The organism is Streptomyces sp. NPDC057682 (assembly GCF_042799575.1).
GTDB lineage: Bacteria > Actinomycetota > Actinomycetes > Streptomycetales > Streptomycetaceae > Streptomyces.
Map to the genome: position 1 here is coordinate 211,939 of NZ_JBHVIN010000012.1, position 18,615 is coordinate 230,553.

Genomic DNA, 18,615 nt, shown 5'->3' on the forward strand with positions numbered 1-18,615 from the left:
TGGGGATGCCGCAGCTCCCCGCCCCCGCCTACCCGGCCGAGGTGCGCGCCAGGCTCGAAGCGGATGCGAAGGAGGTGATCGACCGCTACCCCGGCAGCCGCTCCGCGCTGCTCCCGCTGCTGCACCTGGTGCAGTCCGAGGAGGGGTACGTCTCGCGTACGGGCATGGCCTTCTGCGCCGAGATGCTCGGCCTCACCACCGCCGAGGTCACCGCGGTCGCCACCTTCTACACGATGTACCGGCGCAAGCCGAGCGGCGACTACCAGGTCGGCGTCTGCACCAACACGCTCTGCGCGGTGATGGGCGGCGACGCGATCTTCGACCGGCTCAAGGAGCACCTCGACGTCGGCAACGACGAGACGACCGCCGACGGCAAGGTGACGCTCGAACACATCGAGTGCAACGCCGCCTGCGACTTCGCACCCGTCGTGATGGTCAACTGGGAGTTCTTCGACAACCAGACGCCCGAGAGCGCGACCCAACTGGTCGACGACCTCATCGCCGGACGTCCCGTCGAGCCCACCCGCGGCGCCCCCCTCTGCACGTACAAGGAGACCGCCAGGATCCTGGCCGGCTTCCCCGACGAGCGCCCCGGCGCCGTCGCCGCCTCCGGCGGTGCCGGCCCCGCCTCGCTCATCGGCCTGAAGCTCGCCAAGGGCGAAACCGCTCCGCAGGCCCGCGTGGTGGGGCCCCGAGGGGAACGCCCGCAGCCACAGGGAGGGGAGTGATGACGTTGACCACCGAACTCAACGACAACGGCAGCGGCAACGGGAACAGCCCCGAGAAACTGCTCGCCCCCGTCCTCTCCGCCTTCTGGGACCAGCCCGAGTCCTGGACCCTGGACACCTACCGGCGCCACGAGGGCTACGAGGGCCTGCGCAAGGCCCTCGCCATGTCCCCGGACGACCTCATCGCGTACGTCAAGGACTCCGGACTGCGCGGCCGCGGCGGCGCCGGCTTCCCCACCGGGATGAAGTGGCAGTTCATCCCGCAGGGCGACGGCAAACCGCACTACCTCGTCGTCAACGCCGACGAGTCCGAGCCGGGAACCTGCAAGGACATCCCGCTCCTCTTCGCCAACCCGCACAGCCTCATCGAGGGCATCGTGATCGCCTGCTACGCGATCCGCTCCTCGCACGCCTTCATCTATCTGCGCGGCGAGGTCGTCCCCGTCCTGCGACGGCTCCACGAGGCCGTCCGCGAGGCGTACGAGGCGGGCTATCTCGGCAAGGACATCCTGGGCTCCGGTCTCGATCTGGAACTCACCGTGCACGCGGGCGCCGGCGCGTACATCTGCGGTGAGGAGACCGCGCTGCTCGACTCGCTCGAAGGACGCCGCGGCCAGCCCCGGCTGCGCCCGCCCTTCCCCGCGGTCGCCGGTCTCTACGCCTGCCCCACCGTGGTGAACAACGTCGAGTCCATCGCCTCGGTTCCCGCGATCCTGAACCGGGGCAAGGACTGGTTCAAGTCGATGGGCAGCGAGAAGTCCCCGGGCTTCACGCTCTACTCGCTCAGCGGCCATGTCGCCGGACCCGGCCAGTACGAGGCCCCGCTCGGCATCACCCTGCGCCAGCTCCTCGACATGAGCGGCGGGATGCGCCCCGGCCACCGGCTGAAGTTCTGGACCCCGGGCGGCTCCTCCACCCCGATGTTCACCGAGGAGCACCTCGACGTGCCCCTCGACTACGAGGGCGTCGGCGCCGCCGGATCCATGCTCGGCACCAAGGCGCTCCAGTGCTTCGACGAGACGACCTGCGTGGTGCGGGCCGTCACCCGCTGGACCGAGTTCTACGCGCACGAGTCCTGCGGCAAGTGCACGCCCTGCCGCGAAGGCACCTACTGGCTCGTCCAGTTGCTCCGCGACATCGAGGCCGGCAAGGGACAGATGTCCGACCTGGACAAGCTCAACGACATCGCCGACAACATCAACGGCAAGTCGTTCTGCGCCCTCGGCGACGGCGCCGCCTCACCGATCTTCTCCTCGCTGAAGTACTTCCGCGAGGAGTACGAGCAGCACATCACGGGCAAGGGCTGCCCCTTCGACCCCGCCAAATCGACCCTCTGGGCCGACGACAAGAACGCATCCCAGGGGGTGAACGCATGACAGTCACCACGAGTGCGCCCTCCGGGGGCGGCGAAGCGGCGATCCCGCCCGAGGACCTGGTCACGCTGACCATCGACGGCATCGAGATCAGCGTGCCCAAGGGCACCCTGGTCATCCGCGCCGCCGAACTCCTCGGCATCGAGATCCCGCGCTTCTGCGACCACCCGCTCCTCGATCCGGCCGGCGCCTGCCGCCAGTGCATCGTCGAGGTCGAGGGCCAGCGCAAGCCGATGGCGTCCTGCACCATCACCTGCACCGACGGCATGGTCGTCAAGTCGCAGCTCACCTCGCCCGTCGCCGACAAGGCGCAGCGCGGGGTGATGGAGCTGCTGCTCATCAACCACCCGCTGGACTGCCCGGTCTGCGACAAGGGCGGCGAGTGCCCGCTCCAGAACCAGGCCATGTCCCACGGCGACGCGACCTCCCGCTTCGAGGGGAAGAAGCGGACGTACGAGAAGCCCGTGCCGATCTCCACCCAGGTGCTGCTGGACCGGGAGCGCTGTGTGCTCTGCGCCCGCTGCACCCGGTTCTCCAACCAGGTGGCCGGCGACCCGATGATCGAGCTGATCGAGCGCGGCGCGCTCCAGCAGGTCGGCATCGGCGAGGGCGACCCCTTCGAGTCGTACTTCTCCGGCAACACCATCCAGATCTGCCCGGTCGGGGCGCTGACCTCGGCGGCGTACCGATTCCGCTCCCGCCCCTTCGACCTGGTGTCGACGCCCTCGGTCTGCGAGCACTGCGCGGGCGGCTGCGCCACCCGCACCGACCACCGGCGCGGCAAGGTCATGCGCCGCATGGCCGCCAACGACCCCGAGGTCAACGAGGAATGGCTCTGCGACAAGGGCCGCTTCGGCTTCCGCTACGCGCAGCAGCGCGACCGGCTCACCACCCCGCTGGTGCGGGGCGAGTCGGGTGAGCTGGAGCCGGCGAGCTGGCCCGAGGCGCTGGAGGCGGCGGCCGCCGGACTCTCCGCGGCCCGCGGCCGGACCGGTGTCCTCACCGGCGGCCGGCTGACCGTCGAGGACGCGTACGCGTACGCGAAGTTCGCCCGGATCGCCCTGGACACCAACGACGTGGACTTCCGGGCCCGGGTGCACAGCGGCGAGGAGGCCGACTTCCTGGCCTCGCGCGTCGCCGGACGCGGCACGGACCTGGACGGCAGCGGGGTCACGTACACCTCGCTGGAGAAGGCCCCGACCGTGCTGCTGGTCGGCTTCGAGTCCGAGGAGGAGGCCCCCGGCGTCTTCCTCAGGCTGCGCAAGGCCCACCGCAAGCACGGCCAGCGCACCTTCTCCGTCGCCACGCACGCCACCCGGGGCCTCGGCAAGGCCGGCGGCACGCTCCTTCCCGCCGCCCCCGGCACCGAGACCGAATGGCTGGACGCCATCGCGGGCGGGGTCGGACTGGACGGCGACGGGGCCGCCGCCGCCGAGGCGCTGCGCGCCGAGGGCGCCGTGATCGTGGTGGGCGAACGGCTCGCCGGGGTGCCCGGCGGGCTGACCGCCGCGGTGCGGACGGCGACCGCGACCGGGGCCCGGCTGGTGTGGATCCCGCGCCGGGCCGGCGAGCGCGGCGCGGTGGAGGCGGGCGCCCTCCCGTCGCTGCTGCCCGGCGGCCGCCCGGCCACCGACCCGCGGGCCCGGGACGAGGTGGCGGCCGTCTGGGGCGTCGCCGAACTCCCCTCCCGCTTCGGCCGCGACACCGGCCAGATCATCGAGGCCGCGGCCACCGGTGAACTGGGCGCGCTGCTCGTCGCCGGGGTGAACACCGAGGACCTGCCGGACCCGGCCCGTGCCCTGGAGGCGCTGGACGCGGTCGGCTTCCTGGTCTCCCTGGAACTGCGGCCCAGCGAGGTCACCGACCGCGCCGACGTGGTGTTCCCGGTGGCCGCGGTCGCCGAGAAGTCCGGGACCTTCCTCGACTGGGAGGGCAGGGTCCGGATGTTCGAGGCCGCGCTGAAGCCCGAGCAGATGACGCGGACGCTCGCCCCCGGCGACGCCCGGGTGCTGCACATGCTGGCCGACGCGCTCGACGTCCACTTCGCGCTGCCGGACCTCAAGTCCGTGCGCCGCGAGCTGGACCGGCTCGGCCACTGGCAGGGCGACCACGCCGACGAGCCGCGCGTCCCCGCGCAGCCGCTGCCCCGGCCCGGCGACGGCGAGGCGATCCTCGCCGGCCACCGGATGCTGCTCGACCTGGGACGGCTCCAGGAGGGCGACACGGCGCTGGCCGGGACCCGGCACGCCGCTCTCGCCCGGCTCTCCGCGGCCACGGCCGCCGAGACCGGCGTCAAGGACGGCGACCTCCTCGCCGTCTCCGGCCCGGCGGGCACCGTCGAACTGCCGCTCCGGGTCACCGACATGCCGGACCGGGTGGTCTGGGTGCCGCTGAACTCCGCCGGGCGCGGTGTCCCGGGCGACACCGGCGTACAGCCCGGTGGTCTGGTCCGCATCGGCCCCGCCGCCGGCACTCCCGACGACGCACCGGAGGTGGGGGCGTGAGTGCCTTCGCTCAACTCGCCGCGGCCCCGCACGGCTCCGTGCTCGCCGCCGAGGACCTGTCGATGTTCGGCAACGACCCGTGGTGGCTCGTCGTCGTCAAGGCGGTCTTCTGCTTCGCGTTCCTGATGGTGACGGTGCTCTTCTCCATCGTGTGGGAGCGCAAGGTCGTCGCCTGGATGCAGCTGCGCATCGGCCCCAACCGGCACGGTCCCTGGGGCATGCTCCAGTCGCTCGCCGACGGCATCAAGCTGATGCTGAAGGAGGACGTGATCGTCAAGCGGGCGGACAAGGTCGTCTACGTCCTCGCCCCGATCGTCGCGGCCGTCCCGGCGTTCATGGCCATCGCCGTGATCCCCTTCGGCCCGTCCGACAACCAGGTCTCGATCTTCGGCCACCGTACGGCGATGCAGCTCACCGACCTGCCGATCGCGATGCTCTACATCCTCGCGGTCGCCTCGGTCGGCATCTACGGCATCGTGCTGGCCGGCTGGTCGTCCGGATCGACGTACCCGCTCCTGGGCGGTCTGCGCTCCTGCGCGCAGATGATCTCGTACGAGATCGCGATGGGCGCCGCGTTCGCCTCGGTCTTCCTCTACTCCGGGTCGATGTCGACCTCGAAGATCGTGGAGGCGCAGGAGGACCGCTGGTTCATCATCCTGCTGCCGGTCTCCTTCATCATCTACATCGTCACGATGGTCGGCGAGACCAACCGCGCCCCGTTCGACATGCCGGAGTCCGAGGGCGACCTGGTCGGCGGCTTCAACACCGAGTACTCGTCGATCAAGTTCGCGATGTTCATGCTCGCCGAGTACGTCAACATGGTCACCGTCTCGGCGGTCTCCACCACCCTGTTCCTGGGCGGCTGGCGGGCCCCGTGGCCGATCAGCACCTTCTGGGAGGGCGCGAACCAGGGCTGGTGGCCGATGCTCTGGTTCGTCGTCAAGGTCCAGCTGCTGCTGTTCTTCTTCATCTGGCTGCGCGGCACGCTGCCCCGCGTCCGCTACGACCAGCTGATGAAGCTCGGCTGGAAGGTCCTCATCCCGGTCTCCGTGGTCTGGCTGATGCTGGTCGCGACCGTGCGGGCGCTGCGCAACGAGGGCTACGACTTCACAAGGATCCTGCTCTACGTGGCCGGAGCCGTGATCGCGGTCCTGCTGATCTCCTTCGTCGTCGACATCTTCCGAGACAAGCAGGACAAGGCCGCCGCCGGGCGTGCCGAACCGGAGCCCGCGTTCGACCCGATGGCGGGCGGGTTCCCGGTGCCGCCGCTGCCCGGACAGACCCTGCCGCCGGTACCGCGGCGTACTCCGCGCCGCGAGCGGGAGCTCGTTGTCAGTGGCGGAGTGGATACTCAGAGTGACGGAAATCCGAGTGACGGAAAGGAGGCCGGCGGTGTCTGAACTGTCTGGGTCCCCGGGGTCCGGGAAGCCGGCGAAGCCCACCGGGCCGAAGGGGGCGGTCGCGCCCTCGGGCGGCTCCGGGGCGTCGGGATCCTCCCCGTCCTCGGAGGAGAAGTTCCTCAATCCGGTGGCCGGCTTCGGCGTGACCTTCAAGGCCATGTTCAAGAAGCGGCTCACCGAGCAGTATCCCGAGACGCCGAAGGTGACGGCGCCGCGCTTCCACGGGCGGCACCAGCTCAACCGCCACCCGGACGGCCTGGAGAAGTGCGTCGGCTGCGAGCTGTGCGCCTGGGCCTGTCCGGCGGACGCGATCTACGTCGAGGGCGCGGACAACACGGACGAGGAGCGCTACTCCCCGGGGGAGCGCTACGGCCGCGTCTACCAGATCAACTACGCGCGCTGCATTCTCTGCGGTCTGTGCATCGAGGCCTGCCCGACCCGGGCGCTCACGATGACCAATGAGTTCGAGCTCGCCAACACCACCCGCGAGAGCCTCATCTACACCAAGGACGAGCTGCTCGCGGGCCTGGAGGAAGGCATGGTCGACAGCCCGCACGCGATCTTCCCGGGCATGGACGAACAGGACTACTACCGGGGCCTGGTGACCGAGGCCGCCCCGGGTACGGAGCGTCAGGTCGCCGTCTCCAAGGGCGAGAAGCCCGAGGACGCGCACAGCGAGGGCAACGGCTCCGCGCAGGAGGTGGACGCATGACCGGCCTGGCCGCCGCGGCCTCCCAGACCTCGACCGGCGAGGCCTTCCAGTTCTGGGTGCTGGGCACGGTCGCCGTGCTCGGCGCCCTGTCCACGGTGCTCATGAAGAAGGCGGTGCACAGCGCGCTGAGCCTCGCCGGGACCATGATCATCCTGGCGGTGTTCTACCTCGCCAACGGTGCCTACTTCCTCGGCATCGTCCAGATCGTCGTCTACACGGGCGCGATCATGATGCTGTTCCTCTTCGTCGTCATGCTCGTCGGCGTCACGGCCGCGGACTCCCTGAAGGAGACCATCAAGGGCCAGCGCTGGCTGGCCGCCGGCTGCGGCCTCGGCTTCGGCGTCCTCCTGATCGCCGGCATCGGCAACGCCTCGCTGAACAGCTTCAACGGCCTGGGTGTCGCCAACACGGAGCACGGCGGAAACGTGGAGGGGCTCGCCAGCCTCATCTTCACCAAGTACGTCTTCGCCTTCGAGATCACCGGCGCGCTGCTGATCACCGCGACGGTCGGCGCGATGGTGCTGACCCACCGCGAGCGCACCGAGCGGGCCAAGACCCAGCGGGAGCTGTCCGAGGAGCGCGTGCGCGGCACGCACCTCCCGCCGCTGCCCGCCCCCGGCGTCTACGCCCGGCACAACGCCGTGGACATCGCCGGTCTGCTCCCCGACGGCACCCCGTCCGAACTCACCGTCATGCAGACGCTGCGCAAGCGCGGCCAGATGCGCGACGTGTCCCACGAGTCGCTGGCCGGCCTCAAGGCACTGGAGCAGCGCTCCGGTGAGCGGCTGGGCCGGGACACCGCAGAAGAAGAGGAGGTCGCCAAGTGAACCCGGTCAACTACCTCTATCTCGCCGCTCTGCTGTTCACCATCGGCGCCGCCGGGGTCCTGATCAGGCGGAACGCGATCGTGGTGTTCATGTGCGTGGAGCTGATGCTCAACGCCTGCAACCTCGCGTTCGTCACCTTCTCCCGGATGCACGGCAACCTCGACGGCCAGATCATCGCCTTCTTCACGATGGTCGTCGCCGCCGCGGAGGTCGTGGTCGGGCTCGCGATCATCGTGTCGCTGTTCCGTTCCCGTCACTCGGCCTCGGTCGACGACGCCAGCCTGATGAAGCTGTAAGGGGCGCTTGACCGTGAACAACCTGATTGCGCTGCTCGTCGCGGCGCCCCTGCTCGGAGCGGTGGTGCTGCTCTGCGGAGGCCGGCGCCTCGACCGAGCCGGCCACTGGCTGGGCACCGCGCTCGCCGCCGTCTCCTTCGTCGTCGCCGTGGTGCTCTTCACCGACATGCTCGGCAAGGGCGCCGAGGACCGCGCGCTGCACCAGAAGCTGTTCAGCTGGATCCCCGTCGAGGGCTTCCAGGCCGATGTGGCCTTCCAGCTCGACCAGTTGTCGATGACCTTCGTACTGCTGATCACCAGTGTGGGCACCCTGATCCACATCTACTCGATCGGCTACATGGAGCACGACGAGCGCCGTCGCCGCTTCTTCGGCTACCTCAACCTGTTCGTCGCGGCGATGCTGATCCTGGTCATCGCCGACAACTACCTGCTGCTGTACGTCGGGTGGGAGGGCGTCGGTCTGGCGTCGTACCTGCTCATCGGCTTCTGGCAGCACAAGCCCAGCGCGGCCACCGCCGCCAAGAAGGCCTTCCTGGTCAACCGGGTCGGCGACATGGGCCTGTCGATCGCGATCATGCTGATGTTCACCACCTTCGGCACCTTCGCCTTCGGCCCGGTCCTGGAGGCCACCGGCGAGACGAGCGAGGGCAAGCTGACGGCGATCGGCCTGATGCTGCTGCTGGCCGCCTGCGGCAAGTCCGCCCAGGTGCCGCTGCAGTCCTGGCTCGGTGACGCGATGGAGGGCCCGACCCCGGTCTCCGCCCTCATCCACGCCGCGACCATGGTCACCGCCGGTGTCTATCTGATCGTCCGCTCCGGCGCGATCTTCAACGGCGCCCCCGACGCCCAGCTGGTCGTCGTGGTCGTCGGCGCGGTCACGCTGCTCTTCGGTGCGATCGTCGGTTGCGCCAAGGACGACATCAAGAAGGCCCTCGCCGGTTCCACGATGTCGCAGATCGGCTACATGATCCTGGCCGCCGGGCTCGGCCCGATCGGCTACGTCTTCGCGATCATGCACCTGGTGACGCACGGCTTCTTCAAGGCCGGGCTCTTCCTCGGCGCCGGTTCGGTCATGCACGGCATGAACGACGAGGTCGACATGAGGAAGTTCGGCGGCCTGCGGAAGTACATGCCGGTCACCTTCGTCACCTTCGGCCTCGGCTATCTGGCGATCATCGGCTTCCCCGGCCTCTCCGGCTTCTTCTCCAAGGACAAGATCATCGAGGCGGCCTTCGCCAAGGGCGGCACCGAGGGCTGGATCCTCGGCGCGGTCACCCTGCTGGGCGCCGCGATCACCGCGTTCTACATGACGCGCGTGATGCTGATGACCTTCTTCGGCGAGAAGCGCTGGGTCCCGGACGCGGACGGCCACGAGCCGCACCCGCACGAGTCCCCGCGCTCCATGACGATCCCCATGATCGTCCTGGCGGTCGGCTCGGTCTTCGCCGGCGGCTTCTTCTCCATCGGCGACCGCTTCCTGCACTGGCTGGAGCCGGTCACCGGCCACAGCCACGGGGACGCCCCGGTCAGCGCGACCACCGTCACCGCCGCCACCATGGTGGTGCTCGTCCTCGGTGTCGCCCTCGCCTGGGCGATGTACGGACGCAAGCCGGTGCCCGCGGTCGCCCCGCGCGGCTCGCTGCTCACCCGGGCGGCCCGCCGCGATCTCCTCCAGGACGACTTCAACCACGTGGTCCTGGTCCGCGGCGGCGAGCACCTCACCCGCTCCCTGGTCTACGTCGACCACACCCTGGTCGACGGCGTCGTCAACGGCACGGCCGCGTCCATGGGCGGGCTCTCCGGCCGGCTGCGCAAACTGCAGAACGGCTACGCCCGCTCCTACGCGGTCTCGATGTTCGGCGGTACGGCGGTTCTCATCGCCGCGACCCTGCTGATGAGGGCGGTCTGATCCCATGTCCTTTCCCCTCCTGACAGCGACGGCGGCGCTCCCGGCGATCGGCGCGGTGGCCACCGCCGCCGTCCCGGCCGCCCGGCGCACCACGGCCAAATGGGTCGCGCTCGCCTTCTCGCTGGGCACCCTGGTCCTGGCGGGCATCGCGCTCGCCCGGTTCACGCCCAACGGCGCGCGCTACCAGCTCACCGAGTCCCACGCCTGGATCGCGGACTTCGGCGTCCGGTACGAACTGGGCGTGGACGGCATCGGCCTGGCGCTCATGGCGCTCACGGCCCTGCTGATCCCGTTCGTGATCCTGGCCGGCTGGCACGACGCCGACCCCCTGGAGACGAGCTCCTCGCGCTGGCGCCCCACCCAGGGATTCTTCGCCCTGATCCTGATGGTCGAAGCGATGGTGATCCTCTCCTTCGAGGCCACCGACGTCTTCCTCTTCTACATCCTCTTCGAAGCCATGCTCATCCCGATGTACTTCCTCATCGGCGGCTTCGGGGACCGGGCGCACACCGGCACCGACGAGAACGCCTCGGCCCAGCGCTCCTACGCGGCCGTGAAGTTCCTCCTCTACAACCTGGTCGGCGGGCTCATCATGCTCGCCGCCGTCATCGGGCTCCACGTGGTCACGGGGACGTTCTCGCTCTCCGAGATCGCCGACGCCCGCGCCGACGGCTCGCTCACCATGGCGACCGGCACCGAGCGGTGGCTCTTCCTCGGGTTCTTCTTCGCCTTCGCGGTGAAGGCCCCGCTCTGGCCGCTGCACACCTGGCTGCCCAACGCCATGGGCGAGGCGACCACCCCGGTCGCCGTGCTGATCACCGCCGTGGTCGACAAGGTCGGCACCTTCGCGATGCTCCGCTTCTGCCTCCAGCTCTTCCCGGAGGCCAGCAAGTGGGCCACCCCGGTGATCCTGGTCCTGGCCCTGATCAGCATCGTCTACGGCGCGCTGCTCGCGGTCGGCCAGCGCGACATCAAGCGCCTGATCGCCTACGCGTCGATCTCGCACTTCGGCTTCATCATCCTGGGCATCTTCGCGATGACCAGCCAGGGCCAGTCGGGCGCCACGCTCTACATGGTCAACCACGGCATCTCGACCGCCGCGCTGATGCTGGTGGCCGGCTTCCTGATCACCCGGCGCGGCTCGCGGCTCATCGCGGACTACGGCGGGGTGCAGAAGGTCGCCCCGGTGCTGGCCGGCACCTTCCTGATCGGCGGACTCGCCACGCTGTCGCTGCCGGGCCTCGCCCCGTTCGTCAGTGAGTTCCTGGTCCTGGTCGGCGCGTTCTCCGCCTATCCGGCGGTCGGCATCATCGCCACCACCGGGATCGTGCTCGCCGCGATCTACGTCCTCGTCCTCTACCAGCGGACGATGACGGGCCCGGTCAAGGCCGAGGTCCAGGGCATGGCGGACCTCAAGGTCCGTGAGCTGACGGTGGTCGTCCCGCTGATCGCCCTGCTGATCTTCCTGGGCGTCTATCCGAAGCCGCTCACCGAGATCGTCAACCCGGCGGTGCAGCACACCATGTCGGACGTACAGAAGAAGGACCCCCAGCCCGAGGTGGAGGCCGCCAAGTGAGCGCAACAGCTGTCCACAGCCTGTGGACCGTGGCGGGCGGGGTGACGACGGCCGCGCCCGAGGAGAAGTTCACGGCGCCGGTCATCGAGTACACCCAGCTGTCCCCGGTCCTGATCGTGATCGGCGTCGCCGTCCTGGGCGTCCTCGTCGAGGCCTTCGTGCCGCGCCGGGCCCGCTACTACACCCAGGTCCTGCTGACCGTCGCCGCGCTGGTCGCCGCCTTCGCCGCGGTGATCGGCCTGGCCGCCGCCGGATACGGCACGACGGACGCGCACATCGCCGCGATGGGCGCCGTCGCCGTCGACGGACCCGCCCTGTTCCTCCAGGGCACCATCCTGCTGACGTCCCTGGTGGCCGTCTTCACCTTCGCCGAGCGTCGGCTCGATCCCGCCTCGCACGGCAACCGGGTGGACTCCTTCGCGGCCCAGGCCGCCTCGGTGCCCGGCAGCGACAGCGAGAAGGCCGCCGTCCGGGCCGGCTTCACCACCACCGAGGTCTTCCCGCTGGTCCTCTTCTCGGTGGCCGGCATGCTGGTCTTCCCCGCGGCCAACGATCTGCTGACGCTCTTCGTGGCCCTGGAGGTCTTCTCCCTCCCGCTGTACCTCCTGTGCGCCGTCGCCCGCCGCAAGCGGCTGATGTCGCAGGAGGCCGCCGTGAAGTACTTCCTGCTCGGCGCGTTCTCCTCGGCCTTCCTGCTCTTCGGGATCGCCCTCCTCTACGGCTACGCGGGCTCCGTCTCGTACGCGAAGATCGCGACCGTCGTCGACGGCTCCATCCAGAAGATCGACCCGGCGCTCGCCGACACCATGGGCAACGACGCGCTGCTGCTCATCGGCGGCGCGATGATCCTGACCGGTCTGCTCTTCAAGGTCGGCGCCGTCCCGTTCCACATGTGGACCCCGGACGTCTACCAGGGCGCCCCGACCCCGGTCACCGGCTTCATGGCCGCGGCCACGAAGGTCGCCGCGTTCGGCGCGCTGCTGCGCCTGCTGTACGTGGTGCTGCCGGGCCTCACCTGGGACCTGCGCCCCGTCATGTGGGGCGTCGCCATCGTCACGATGGTGGGCGGCGCGGTCGTCGCCATCACCCAGACCGACATCAAGCGGCTCCTGGCGTACTCCTCGATCGCGCACGCCGGGTTCATCCTGGCCGGTGTCATCGCGGCCACGCCGGAGGGCATCTCCTCGGTGCTCTTCTACCTCGGCACGTACTCCTTCGTGACCGTCGGCGCGTTCGCCGTCGTCACCCTGGTGCGCGACGCCGGCGGCGAGGCGACGCACCTGTCGAAGTGGGCCGGGCTCGGCCGGCGCTCCCCGCTGGTCGCCGCGGTCTTCGCGGTCTTCCTGCTGGCCTTCGCCGGGATCCCGCTCACCTCGGGCTTCTCCGGCAAGTTCGCGGTGTTCAAGGCCGCGGCGGACGGCGGGGCGACCGGTCTGGTCGTCGTCGGTGTGATCTCCTCGGCGATCGCCGCGTTCTTCTACATCCGGGTCATCGTGCTGATGTTCTTCAGCGAGCCGAAGGCGGACGGCCCCACGGTCGCCGTCCCGTCCCCGCTGACGATGACCACGATCGGGCTCGGCGTCGCCGTCACCCTGGTGCTGGGCCTGGCCCCGCAGTACTTCCTGGACCTCGCGGGCCAGGCGGGGGTGTTCGCGCGGTAGCCGGACACCGCCGCATCACGGCGCCGGACGGGCTCGGCCTCCCTCGGGAAGTCAAGCCCGTCCGGCGTTGTCGTAGGCGGCGCCTATCGTGGCAGGGGAGAGCACAGGGACGGGAACGGACAGCCGTCGGGGGAACAGCGCGATGAACATGACGGGCGGGACAGGCGTGACGGACAGGACCACGGACCCCACCGGGGCCGGGACCGAGAGCGAGGCGCGGCGCACGCTGCACCGCGTCTTCGGGTACGAGGCGTTCCGGGGCGAGCAGGAAGCGATCGTCGACCATGTGGTGGCCGGCGGGGACGCCGTCGTGCTCATGCCGACCGGCGGCGGAAAGTCCCTCTGCTACCAGATCCCGTCCCTGGTCAGACGAGGCACGGGCATCGTGATCTCGCCGCTGATCGCCCTGATGCAGGACCAGGTCGACGCGCTGCGGGCGCTCGGCGTGCGGGCCGGATTCATCAACTCGACGCAGGACTTCGACGAGCGCCGCTCGATGGAGTCCCAGTTCCTGGCGGGCGAGCTGGACCTGCTCTATCTGGCCCCCGAGCGGCTGCGGCTGGACTCCACGCTCGCGCTCCTCGCCCGGGGCGAGGTCTCCGTCTTCGCGATCGACGAGGCGCACTGCGTCGCCCAGTGGGGCCACGACTTCCGCCCCGACTACCTGGCCCTGTCGGTGCTCGGCGAGCGCTGGCCCGACGTCCCGCGCATCGCCCTGACGGCCACGGCCACCGAGGCCACGCACGGCGAGATCACCCAGCGCCTCGGCATGCCCGACGCCAAGCACTTCGTGGCCAGCTTCGACCGCCCCAACATCCAGTACCGGATCGTCGGCAAGTCCGACCCCAAGAAGCAGCTCCTCACCTTCCTCAAGGAGGAGCACGCCGGGGACGCCGGCATCGTCTACTGCCTCTCCCGCGCCTCCACCGAGAAGACCGCCGAGTACCTCTGCCGCAACGGCATCGAGGCCGTTCCGTACCACGCGGGGCTGGACGCCGGCACGCGCGCCGCCCACCAGTCCCGCTTCCTGCGCGAGGAGGGCCTCGTCGTCGTCGCGACCATCGCCTTCGGCATGGGCATCGACAAGCCGGACGTCCGTTTCGTCGCCCACCTCGACCTGCCGAAGTCCGTGGAGGGCTACTACCAGGAGACCGGCCGCGCGGGCCGCGACGGGGCCCCGTCCACGGCCTGGATGGCGTACGGCCTCCAGGACGTCGTCCAGCAGCGCAAGCTCATCCAGGGCGGCGAGGGCGACGAGGCCTTCCGCCGCCGCGCCGCCTCCCACCTCGACGCGATGCTCGCCCTCTGCGAGACGGCCCACTGCCGCCGCGCCCAGCTCCTGCGGTACTTCGGCCAGGAGCCCACCGAGGCATCCTGCGGCAACTGCGACACCTGCCTGACCCCGCCCGAGACCTGGGACGGCACGGTGGCCGCCCAGAAGCTGCTCTCCACCGTCGTCCGGCTGAAGCGGGAGCGCGGCCAGAAGTTCGGCGCGGGCCAGATCATCGACATCCTGCTCGGCCGCCGCACCGCGAAGGTCATCCAGTTCGACCACGACCAGCTCTCGGTCTTCGGCATCGGCGAGGAGCTGGCCGAGGCCGAGTGGCGCGGCGTCGTGCGCCAGCTGCTCGCCCAGGGCCTCATCGCCGTCGAGGGCGAGTACGGCACGCTGGTCCTCACCGAGGGCAGCGCCGCCGTCCTCTCCCGGCAGCGCGAGGTCGCCCTCCGCAAGGAGCCCAAGAAGCCCGCCGCCTCCCGTTCCTCCTCCGCCCGGGGCGACCGCAAGGCCAAGGCCGCCCCCGCCGACCTCCCCGAGACCGCCGTCCCCGTCTTCGACGCCCTCCGCGCCTGGCGCGGCGCCCAGGCCAAGGAGCTGGGCCTCCCCGCGTACGTGATCTTCCACGACGCGACCCTCCGCGAGATCGCGACCCTGCGCCCGTCGTCCCTCGCCGAGCTGGGCGGCATCAGCGGCCTCGGCGAGAAGAAGCTGGCGACGTACGGGGAGGGCGTCCTGGAGGTCCTGGCAGGCCTCCCGCCCGCCCCGGACACGGAGAGCCCCACACCGACCCCCGCCCCCTCCGAAGCCCCGGCCCCGGCCGCCCGGCCCGCCGCCCAGGCGCCGGCCTTCGACGACGACGGGTTCGGCTGGGACGAGGAGCCGCCGGAGTACGAGTGAGATGCGGCGGGCGGGGCGGTCCTACTGCGGGTCCGCCCCGCGGCGGCGCGGCGTGATGGCCGTGAGGTCGAGGTCGACCGGGAAGGGGACGGACACCTTCATCCGGTCGTGGAAGATCCCGGTCGAGGTGTAGGCGCCGGTCGCGGGCTCCAGTTCGAAGACGTACACGACGGCACGCCCGTCGTGGTTCTCCACCCGCCAGTAATACGGGATCTTCGCCCGTGCGTACTTCACCGGCTTGGTCTCCCGGTCACGCGACCGGGACTCCGGTGACACGACCTCGATGGCCAGCTGAACGGATTCGGCGGGGAAGCGGGTCTGATCCAGGTCCTCGACGATCGTGCCGTCGACGACGATGATGTCGGGCTCGGGTCGGTTGTAGCGGTCGATGTCGATGGTGAATTCACGTACGACTTCCCGATCGGGCGGTGCCAGTGACTGCAACTGCCACTCCAAGAAGCTGACCGCCCGTGAGTGGAAAAGGCTCTGCGGACTCACGAAGACAAGGCTCCCGTCGATCAGCTCCGTATGCGGAGGCAGATTCGGGAGTGTGTCCAGGTCATCGGCGGTCCAGCCGCCCTCGGGCGGGACCGCCCACCGCGGCTCGGGGGCCTCGGGTTCGACGCTCATCAGTGCTCCCATGGACGGAGTCTCGCGGGAACGTCCAGCGTATCCGCCGGGTACGGCAAGAGGTGCCCCTGAACGTGTGAACGACTCACGCGCTCTTGACCCCCACCCCCCGCCCCGCATAGGCCCGCACATCCGCGTCCGGGTCCGTGACCGCCTCCGCGAGTGCCTCTCGCACCCCCGGGGCATCGCCGTGGCGCAGCAGCGCCAGCACCGCCGCCTTGCGGACGTCGGCGTTCGGGTCGTCCAGCGCACCGGCCAGTGGGCCCACCGCGTGGGCCGGGTCCGCCGAGGACAGGGCCTTCGCGGCGCCCGCGCGGACCTGCCAGGCCGGGTCGGTCAGGGCGGTCACCGCGCGCTCGGCGTACGGCGCCGGGCAGCCGGTCTCCGCGAGGGCGCCGAGGGCCGCCGCGCGGACCAGGGCATCCGGGTCGTCGAGGAGCGGGGCCAGGGGGCCCGGGGCGGGGTCGCGGACCGCGGCCAGGCCCTTGGCCGCCGCGACGCGCACCTCGCGGGCGGGGTCGGTGGTCGCACGGGACAGCCCGTCGACCGCGTCCACGGAGACGAGGGCCCGGACGGCCGAGAGACGGACATCGAGGGTCGGGTCGTCCAGCGGGTCCGTGTAGAGGGACGCCTCACCGAGGCGCAGCGCCCTCAGGGTGTCCAGGGCGGCGGCCCGGACCACCGCGTCGGCCGAGGCGAGGGCGGAGACCAGCGGGGTGCGCAGGTCCGGTGACGGCGGCAGGACCTCGACCAGTTCACGCAGGGACGCGGCGGCGGCGGCGCGGACGGCGGGGGCCGGGTCGCCGAGGGCGCCGGCCAGGGCGGGGCCCGCGCCCGGCGGAGTGGACTCGGTGAGCGCGGCGACCGCGGCCCGGCGGACGGACGGGGCGGGGTCGTCCAGATAGGGGGCCAGGGCCGCCAGGTCCGGTTCTCCCTCGCTCAGGGCCAGCAGCTCCAGGATGCGCGGCGAGGTGGAGGGGACGGATCCCGGCGCGACCGGCGGGGGCGCCGCCTCCCCCCGCGCCGACGCCGACACCGGAGCCGTGTCCCGCGCCCCCGCCGTCCCCACCCCGACCGGCACCACCTCCCCGATCCGCCGCACCGGCCCGCCGGCCGGGGCGAAGCCCTCCACCGGGACCAGGTACGGGGCCACCGGACGGGCGGTGAACTCCATGGCACCGGAAGGGGACTTGTACAGGTCCAGATGGTGGAACCAGTCCGCGTCATCGCGCTCCGGATGGTCCGTGCGCGCGTGGTACAGCCCCCAGCGGGACTCCGTGCGGGCCAGCGAGGCACGGGCGGCCATCTCCGCGCAGTCCCGGATGAACGACACCTCCGCGCACCGCATCAGCTCGTGCGGGGTCGTCGCGCCCATCTCCGCGAGGTCCGCGCGCATCCGCTCGAAGGACTCCAGGGCGATGGCGAGCCGGGCCCCGGACTTCGGCGGGGCCACGTAGTCGTTCACGAACCGGCGCAGCTTGTACTCGACCTGGGTCTGCGGCGGCCCGTCCGGATGGCGCAGCGGCCGGTAGACCAACTCGTGGGCCGCCCGCAGCTGATCGGCCGGCAGCTCGCCCTCGTACGCCGTGTACCGCGCCGCGTCCTCGCCCGCCAGATCACCGAAGACGAACGCGCCGATCATGTAGTTGTGCGGGACGCAGGCCAGGTCACCGGCCGCGTACAGGCGGTCCACGGTGGTGCGGGCGCGGTCGTCGACGCGGACGCCGGAGGCGGAGTGGCCGCCGCACAGGCCGATCTCGGAGATGTGCATCTCGATGTCGTGGGTGCGGTAGTCGTGGCCGCGCCCCGCGTGGAACGTGCCGCGCGTGGGGCGTTCCGTCGAGTGCAGGATCGTCTCCAGCGCGCCGACGGACTCCTCCGGCAGATGGCTCAGCTTCAGATAGACGGGGCCCCGGTCGGAGGCGACCTCGGCGGCGAACTCCGCCATCATCTGCCCCGACCAGTAGTCGGAGTCGACGAACCGCTCGCCGTGCCGGTTCACCTGGTAGCCGCCGAAGGGGTTGGCGACGTAGGCGCAGGCCGGGCCGTTGTAGTCCTTGATCAGCGGGTTGATCTGGAAGCACTCGATGCCGGTCAGCTCGGCGCCCGCGTGGTACGCCATGGCGTAGCCGTCCCCGGCGTTGGTCGGGTTCTCGTACGTCCCGTAGAGGTAGCCGGAGGCGGGCAGTCCGAGCCGGCCGCAGGGTCCGGTGGCGAGGATCACGGCGCCCGCGCGGACCGTGACGAACCGCCCGGTGCGGGTGTGGAAGCCTGCCGCGCCGATCGCCCGGCCGTCGTCGCCGGTCAGGACGCGGACGGGCATCACCCGGTTCTCGATGCGGATGCGCTCGCGCATCTCGCGCCGGCGCAGCTGCCGGTAGAGGACCTTCTTCACGTCCTTGCCCTCGGGCATCGGCAGCACGTACGAGCCGGAGCGGTGGACCTGGCGGACCGCGTAGTCGCCGTGCTCGTCCTTCTCGAACTTCACCCCGTACGACTCCAGGCGCCGCACCATGGCGTAGCCACGCGTCGCGGTCCGGCGGACGGTCGACTGGTCGACGATGCCGTCGTTGGCGCGGGTGATCTCGGCGACGTAGTCGTCGGGTTCGGCGCGGCCGGGGATCACCGCGTTGTTCACCCCGTCCATGCCCATGGCGAGCGCGCCGGAGTGGCGGACGTGCGCCTTCTCCAGGAGGAGGACGGAGGCGCCGTGCTCGGCGGCGGTGAGGGCCGCCATCGTGCCGGCCGTACCGCCGCCGATCACCAGCACGTCGCAGGAGAGTTCCTCGGCGTCCGCGAGGGCGGGGATCTGCACGGGAATGC

Annotated in this window: 13 protein-coding genes; 11 read left to right on the plus strand and 2 right to left on the minus strand. The window is 70.9% G+C overall.

Annotated elements, in window-relative coordinates; genetic code table 11:
* Positions 1-5 precede the first annotated feature (5 nt).
* The 11 genes from nuoE to recQ all read left to right on the plus strand — a co-directional run bounded on the left by nuoE (position 6) and on the right by recQ (position 15,162).
* Positions 6-728 carry an NADH-quinone oxidoreductase subunit NuoE gene (gene nuoE / locus ACFVDM_RS23030; protein WP_383643255.1) on the plus strand — a complete coding sequence of 241 codons (723 nt, stop codon included), beginning with the start codon at positions 6-8 and terminating at the stop codon, positions 726-728.
* Positions 728-2,104 carry an NADH-quinone oxidoreductase subunit NuoF gene (gene nuoF, locus ACFVDM_RS23035; RefSeq protein ID WP_383643036.1) on the plus strand — a complete coding sequence of 459 codons (1,377 nt, stop codon included), beginning with the start codon at positions 728-730 and terminating at the stop codon, positions 2,102-2,104. Before nuoE ends, nuoF begins: the two co-directional genes overlap by 1 nt.
* Complete coding sequence (locus tag ACFVDM_RS23040) at positions 2,101-4,605, plus strand: NADH-quinone oxidoreductase subunit G (protein WP_383643039.1); 2,505 nt, start codon at positions 2,101-2,103, stop codon at positions 4,603-4,605. Before nuoF ends, ACFVDM_RS23040 begins: the two co-directional genes overlap by 4 nt.
* Positions 4,602-6,005 (plus strand): NADH-quinone oxidoreductase subunit NuoH, encoded by a 1,404-nt coding sequence (nuoH, locus tag ACFVDM_RS23045; protein WP_383643042.1) that lies wholly within the window; start codon positions 4,602-4,604, stop codon positions 6,003-6,005. Before ACFVDM_RS23040 ends, nuoH begins: the two co-directional genes overlap by 4 nt.
* A complete protein-coding gene (gene nuoI, locus ACFVDM_RS23050) occupies positions 5,998-6,717 on the plus strand; it encodes an NADH-quinone oxidoreductase subunit NuoI (RefSeq protein WP_383643045.1) in 720 nt (239 codons plus the stop codon). Before nuoH ends, nuoI begins: the two co-directional genes overlap by 8 nt.
* On the plus strand, positions 6,714-7,544 hold the full coding sequence (locus tag ACFVDM_RS23055) for an NADH-quinone oxidoreductase subunit J (RefSeq protein ID WP_383643048.1): 831 nt from the start codon (positions 6,714-6,716) through the stop codon (positions 7,542-7,544). The genes nuoI and ACFVDM_RS23055 overlap by 4 nt, the downstream gene beginning before the upstream one ends.
* Positions 7,541-7,840, plus strand: a complete 300-nt coding sequence (nuoK, locus tag ACFVDM_RS23060; protein WP_018101339.1) for an NADH-quinone oxidoreductase subunit NuoK — start codon at positions 7,541-7,543, stop codon at positions 7,838-7,840. Before ACFVDM_RS23055 ends, nuoK begins: the two co-directional genes overlap by 4 nt.
* 13 nt (positions 7,841-7,853) lie before the next feature.
* Positions 7,854-9,749, plus strand: a complete 1,896-nt coding sequence (nuoL, locus tag ACFVDM_RS23065; protein ID WP_383643051.1) for an NADH-quinone oxidoreductase subunit L — start codon at positions 7,854-7,856, stop codon at positions 9,747-9,749.
* Positions 9,750-9,753: 4 nt separating this feature from the next.
* Entirely contained in the window at positions 9,754-11,325 is a 1,572-nt protein-coding gene (locus ACFVDM_RS23070) for an NADH-quinone oxidoreductase subunit M (RefSeq protein ID WP_383643054.1), read from the plus strand.
* Entirely contained in the window at positions 11,322-12,986 is a 1,665-nt protein-coding gene (gene nuoN / locus ACFVDM_RS23075) for an NADH-quinone oxidoreductase subunit NuoN (RefSeq protein WP_383643057.1), read from the plus strand. The genes ACFVDM_RS23070 and nuoN overlap by 4 nt, the downstream gene beginning before the upstream one ends.
* A 148-nt stretch (positions 12,987-13,134) precedes the next feature.
* A complete protein-coding gene (gene recQ / locus ACFVDM_RS23080; RefSeq protein WP_383643060.1) occupies positions 13,135-15,162 on the plus strand; it encodes a DNA helicase RecQ in 2,028 nt (675 codons plus the stop codon).
* Positions 15,163-15,183: 21 nt separating this feature from the next.
* Here recQ and ACFVDM_RS23085 read toward each other — a convergent pair whose 3' ends face one another.
* A complete protein-coding gene (locus ACFVDM_RS23085) occupies positions 15,184-15,792 on the minus strand; it encodes a Uma2 family endonuclease (protein WP_383643063.1) in 609 nt (202 codons plus the stop codon).
* An 85-nt stretch (positions 15,793-15,877) separates the two neighbouring features.
* Positions 15,878-18,607 (minus strand): fumarate reductase/succinate dehydrogenase flavoprotein subunit, encoded by a 2,730-nt coding sequence (locus ACFVDM_RS23090; protein WP_383643066.1) that lies wholly within the window; start codon positions 18,605-18,607, stop codon positions 15,878-15,880.
* Positions 18,608-18,615 lie beyond the last annotated feature (8 nt).

Coding starts and splice junctions, on each gene's coding strand:
- nuoE (WP_383643255.1), top strand. CDS start 6: ATGCCGCAGCTCCCCGCCCCCGCCTACCCGGCCGAGGTGCGCGCCAGG.
- nuoF (WP_383643036.1), top strand. CDS start 728: ATGACGTTGACCACCGAACTCAACGACAACGGCAGCGGCAACGGGAAC.
- ACFVDM_RS23040 (WP_383643039.1), top strand. CDS start 2,101: ATGACAGTCACCACGAGTGCGCCCTCCGGGGGCGGCGAAGCGGCGATC.
- ACFVDM_RS23055 (WP_383643048.1), top strand. CDS start 6,714: ATGACCGGCCTGGCCGCCGCGGCCTCCCAGACCTCGACCGGCGAGGCC.
- ACFVDM_RS23070 (WP_383643054.1), top strand. CDS start 9,754: ATGTCCTTTCCCCTCCTGACAGCGACGGCGGCGCTCCCGGCGATCGGC.
- recQ (WP_383643060.1), top strand. CDS start 13,135: ATGACGGGCGGGACAGGCGTGACGGACAGGACCACGGACCCCACCGGG.
- ACFVDM_RS23085 (WP_383643063.1), bottom strand. CDS start 15,792: ATGAGCGTCGAACCCGAGGCCCCCGAGCCGCGGTGGGCGGTCCCGCCC.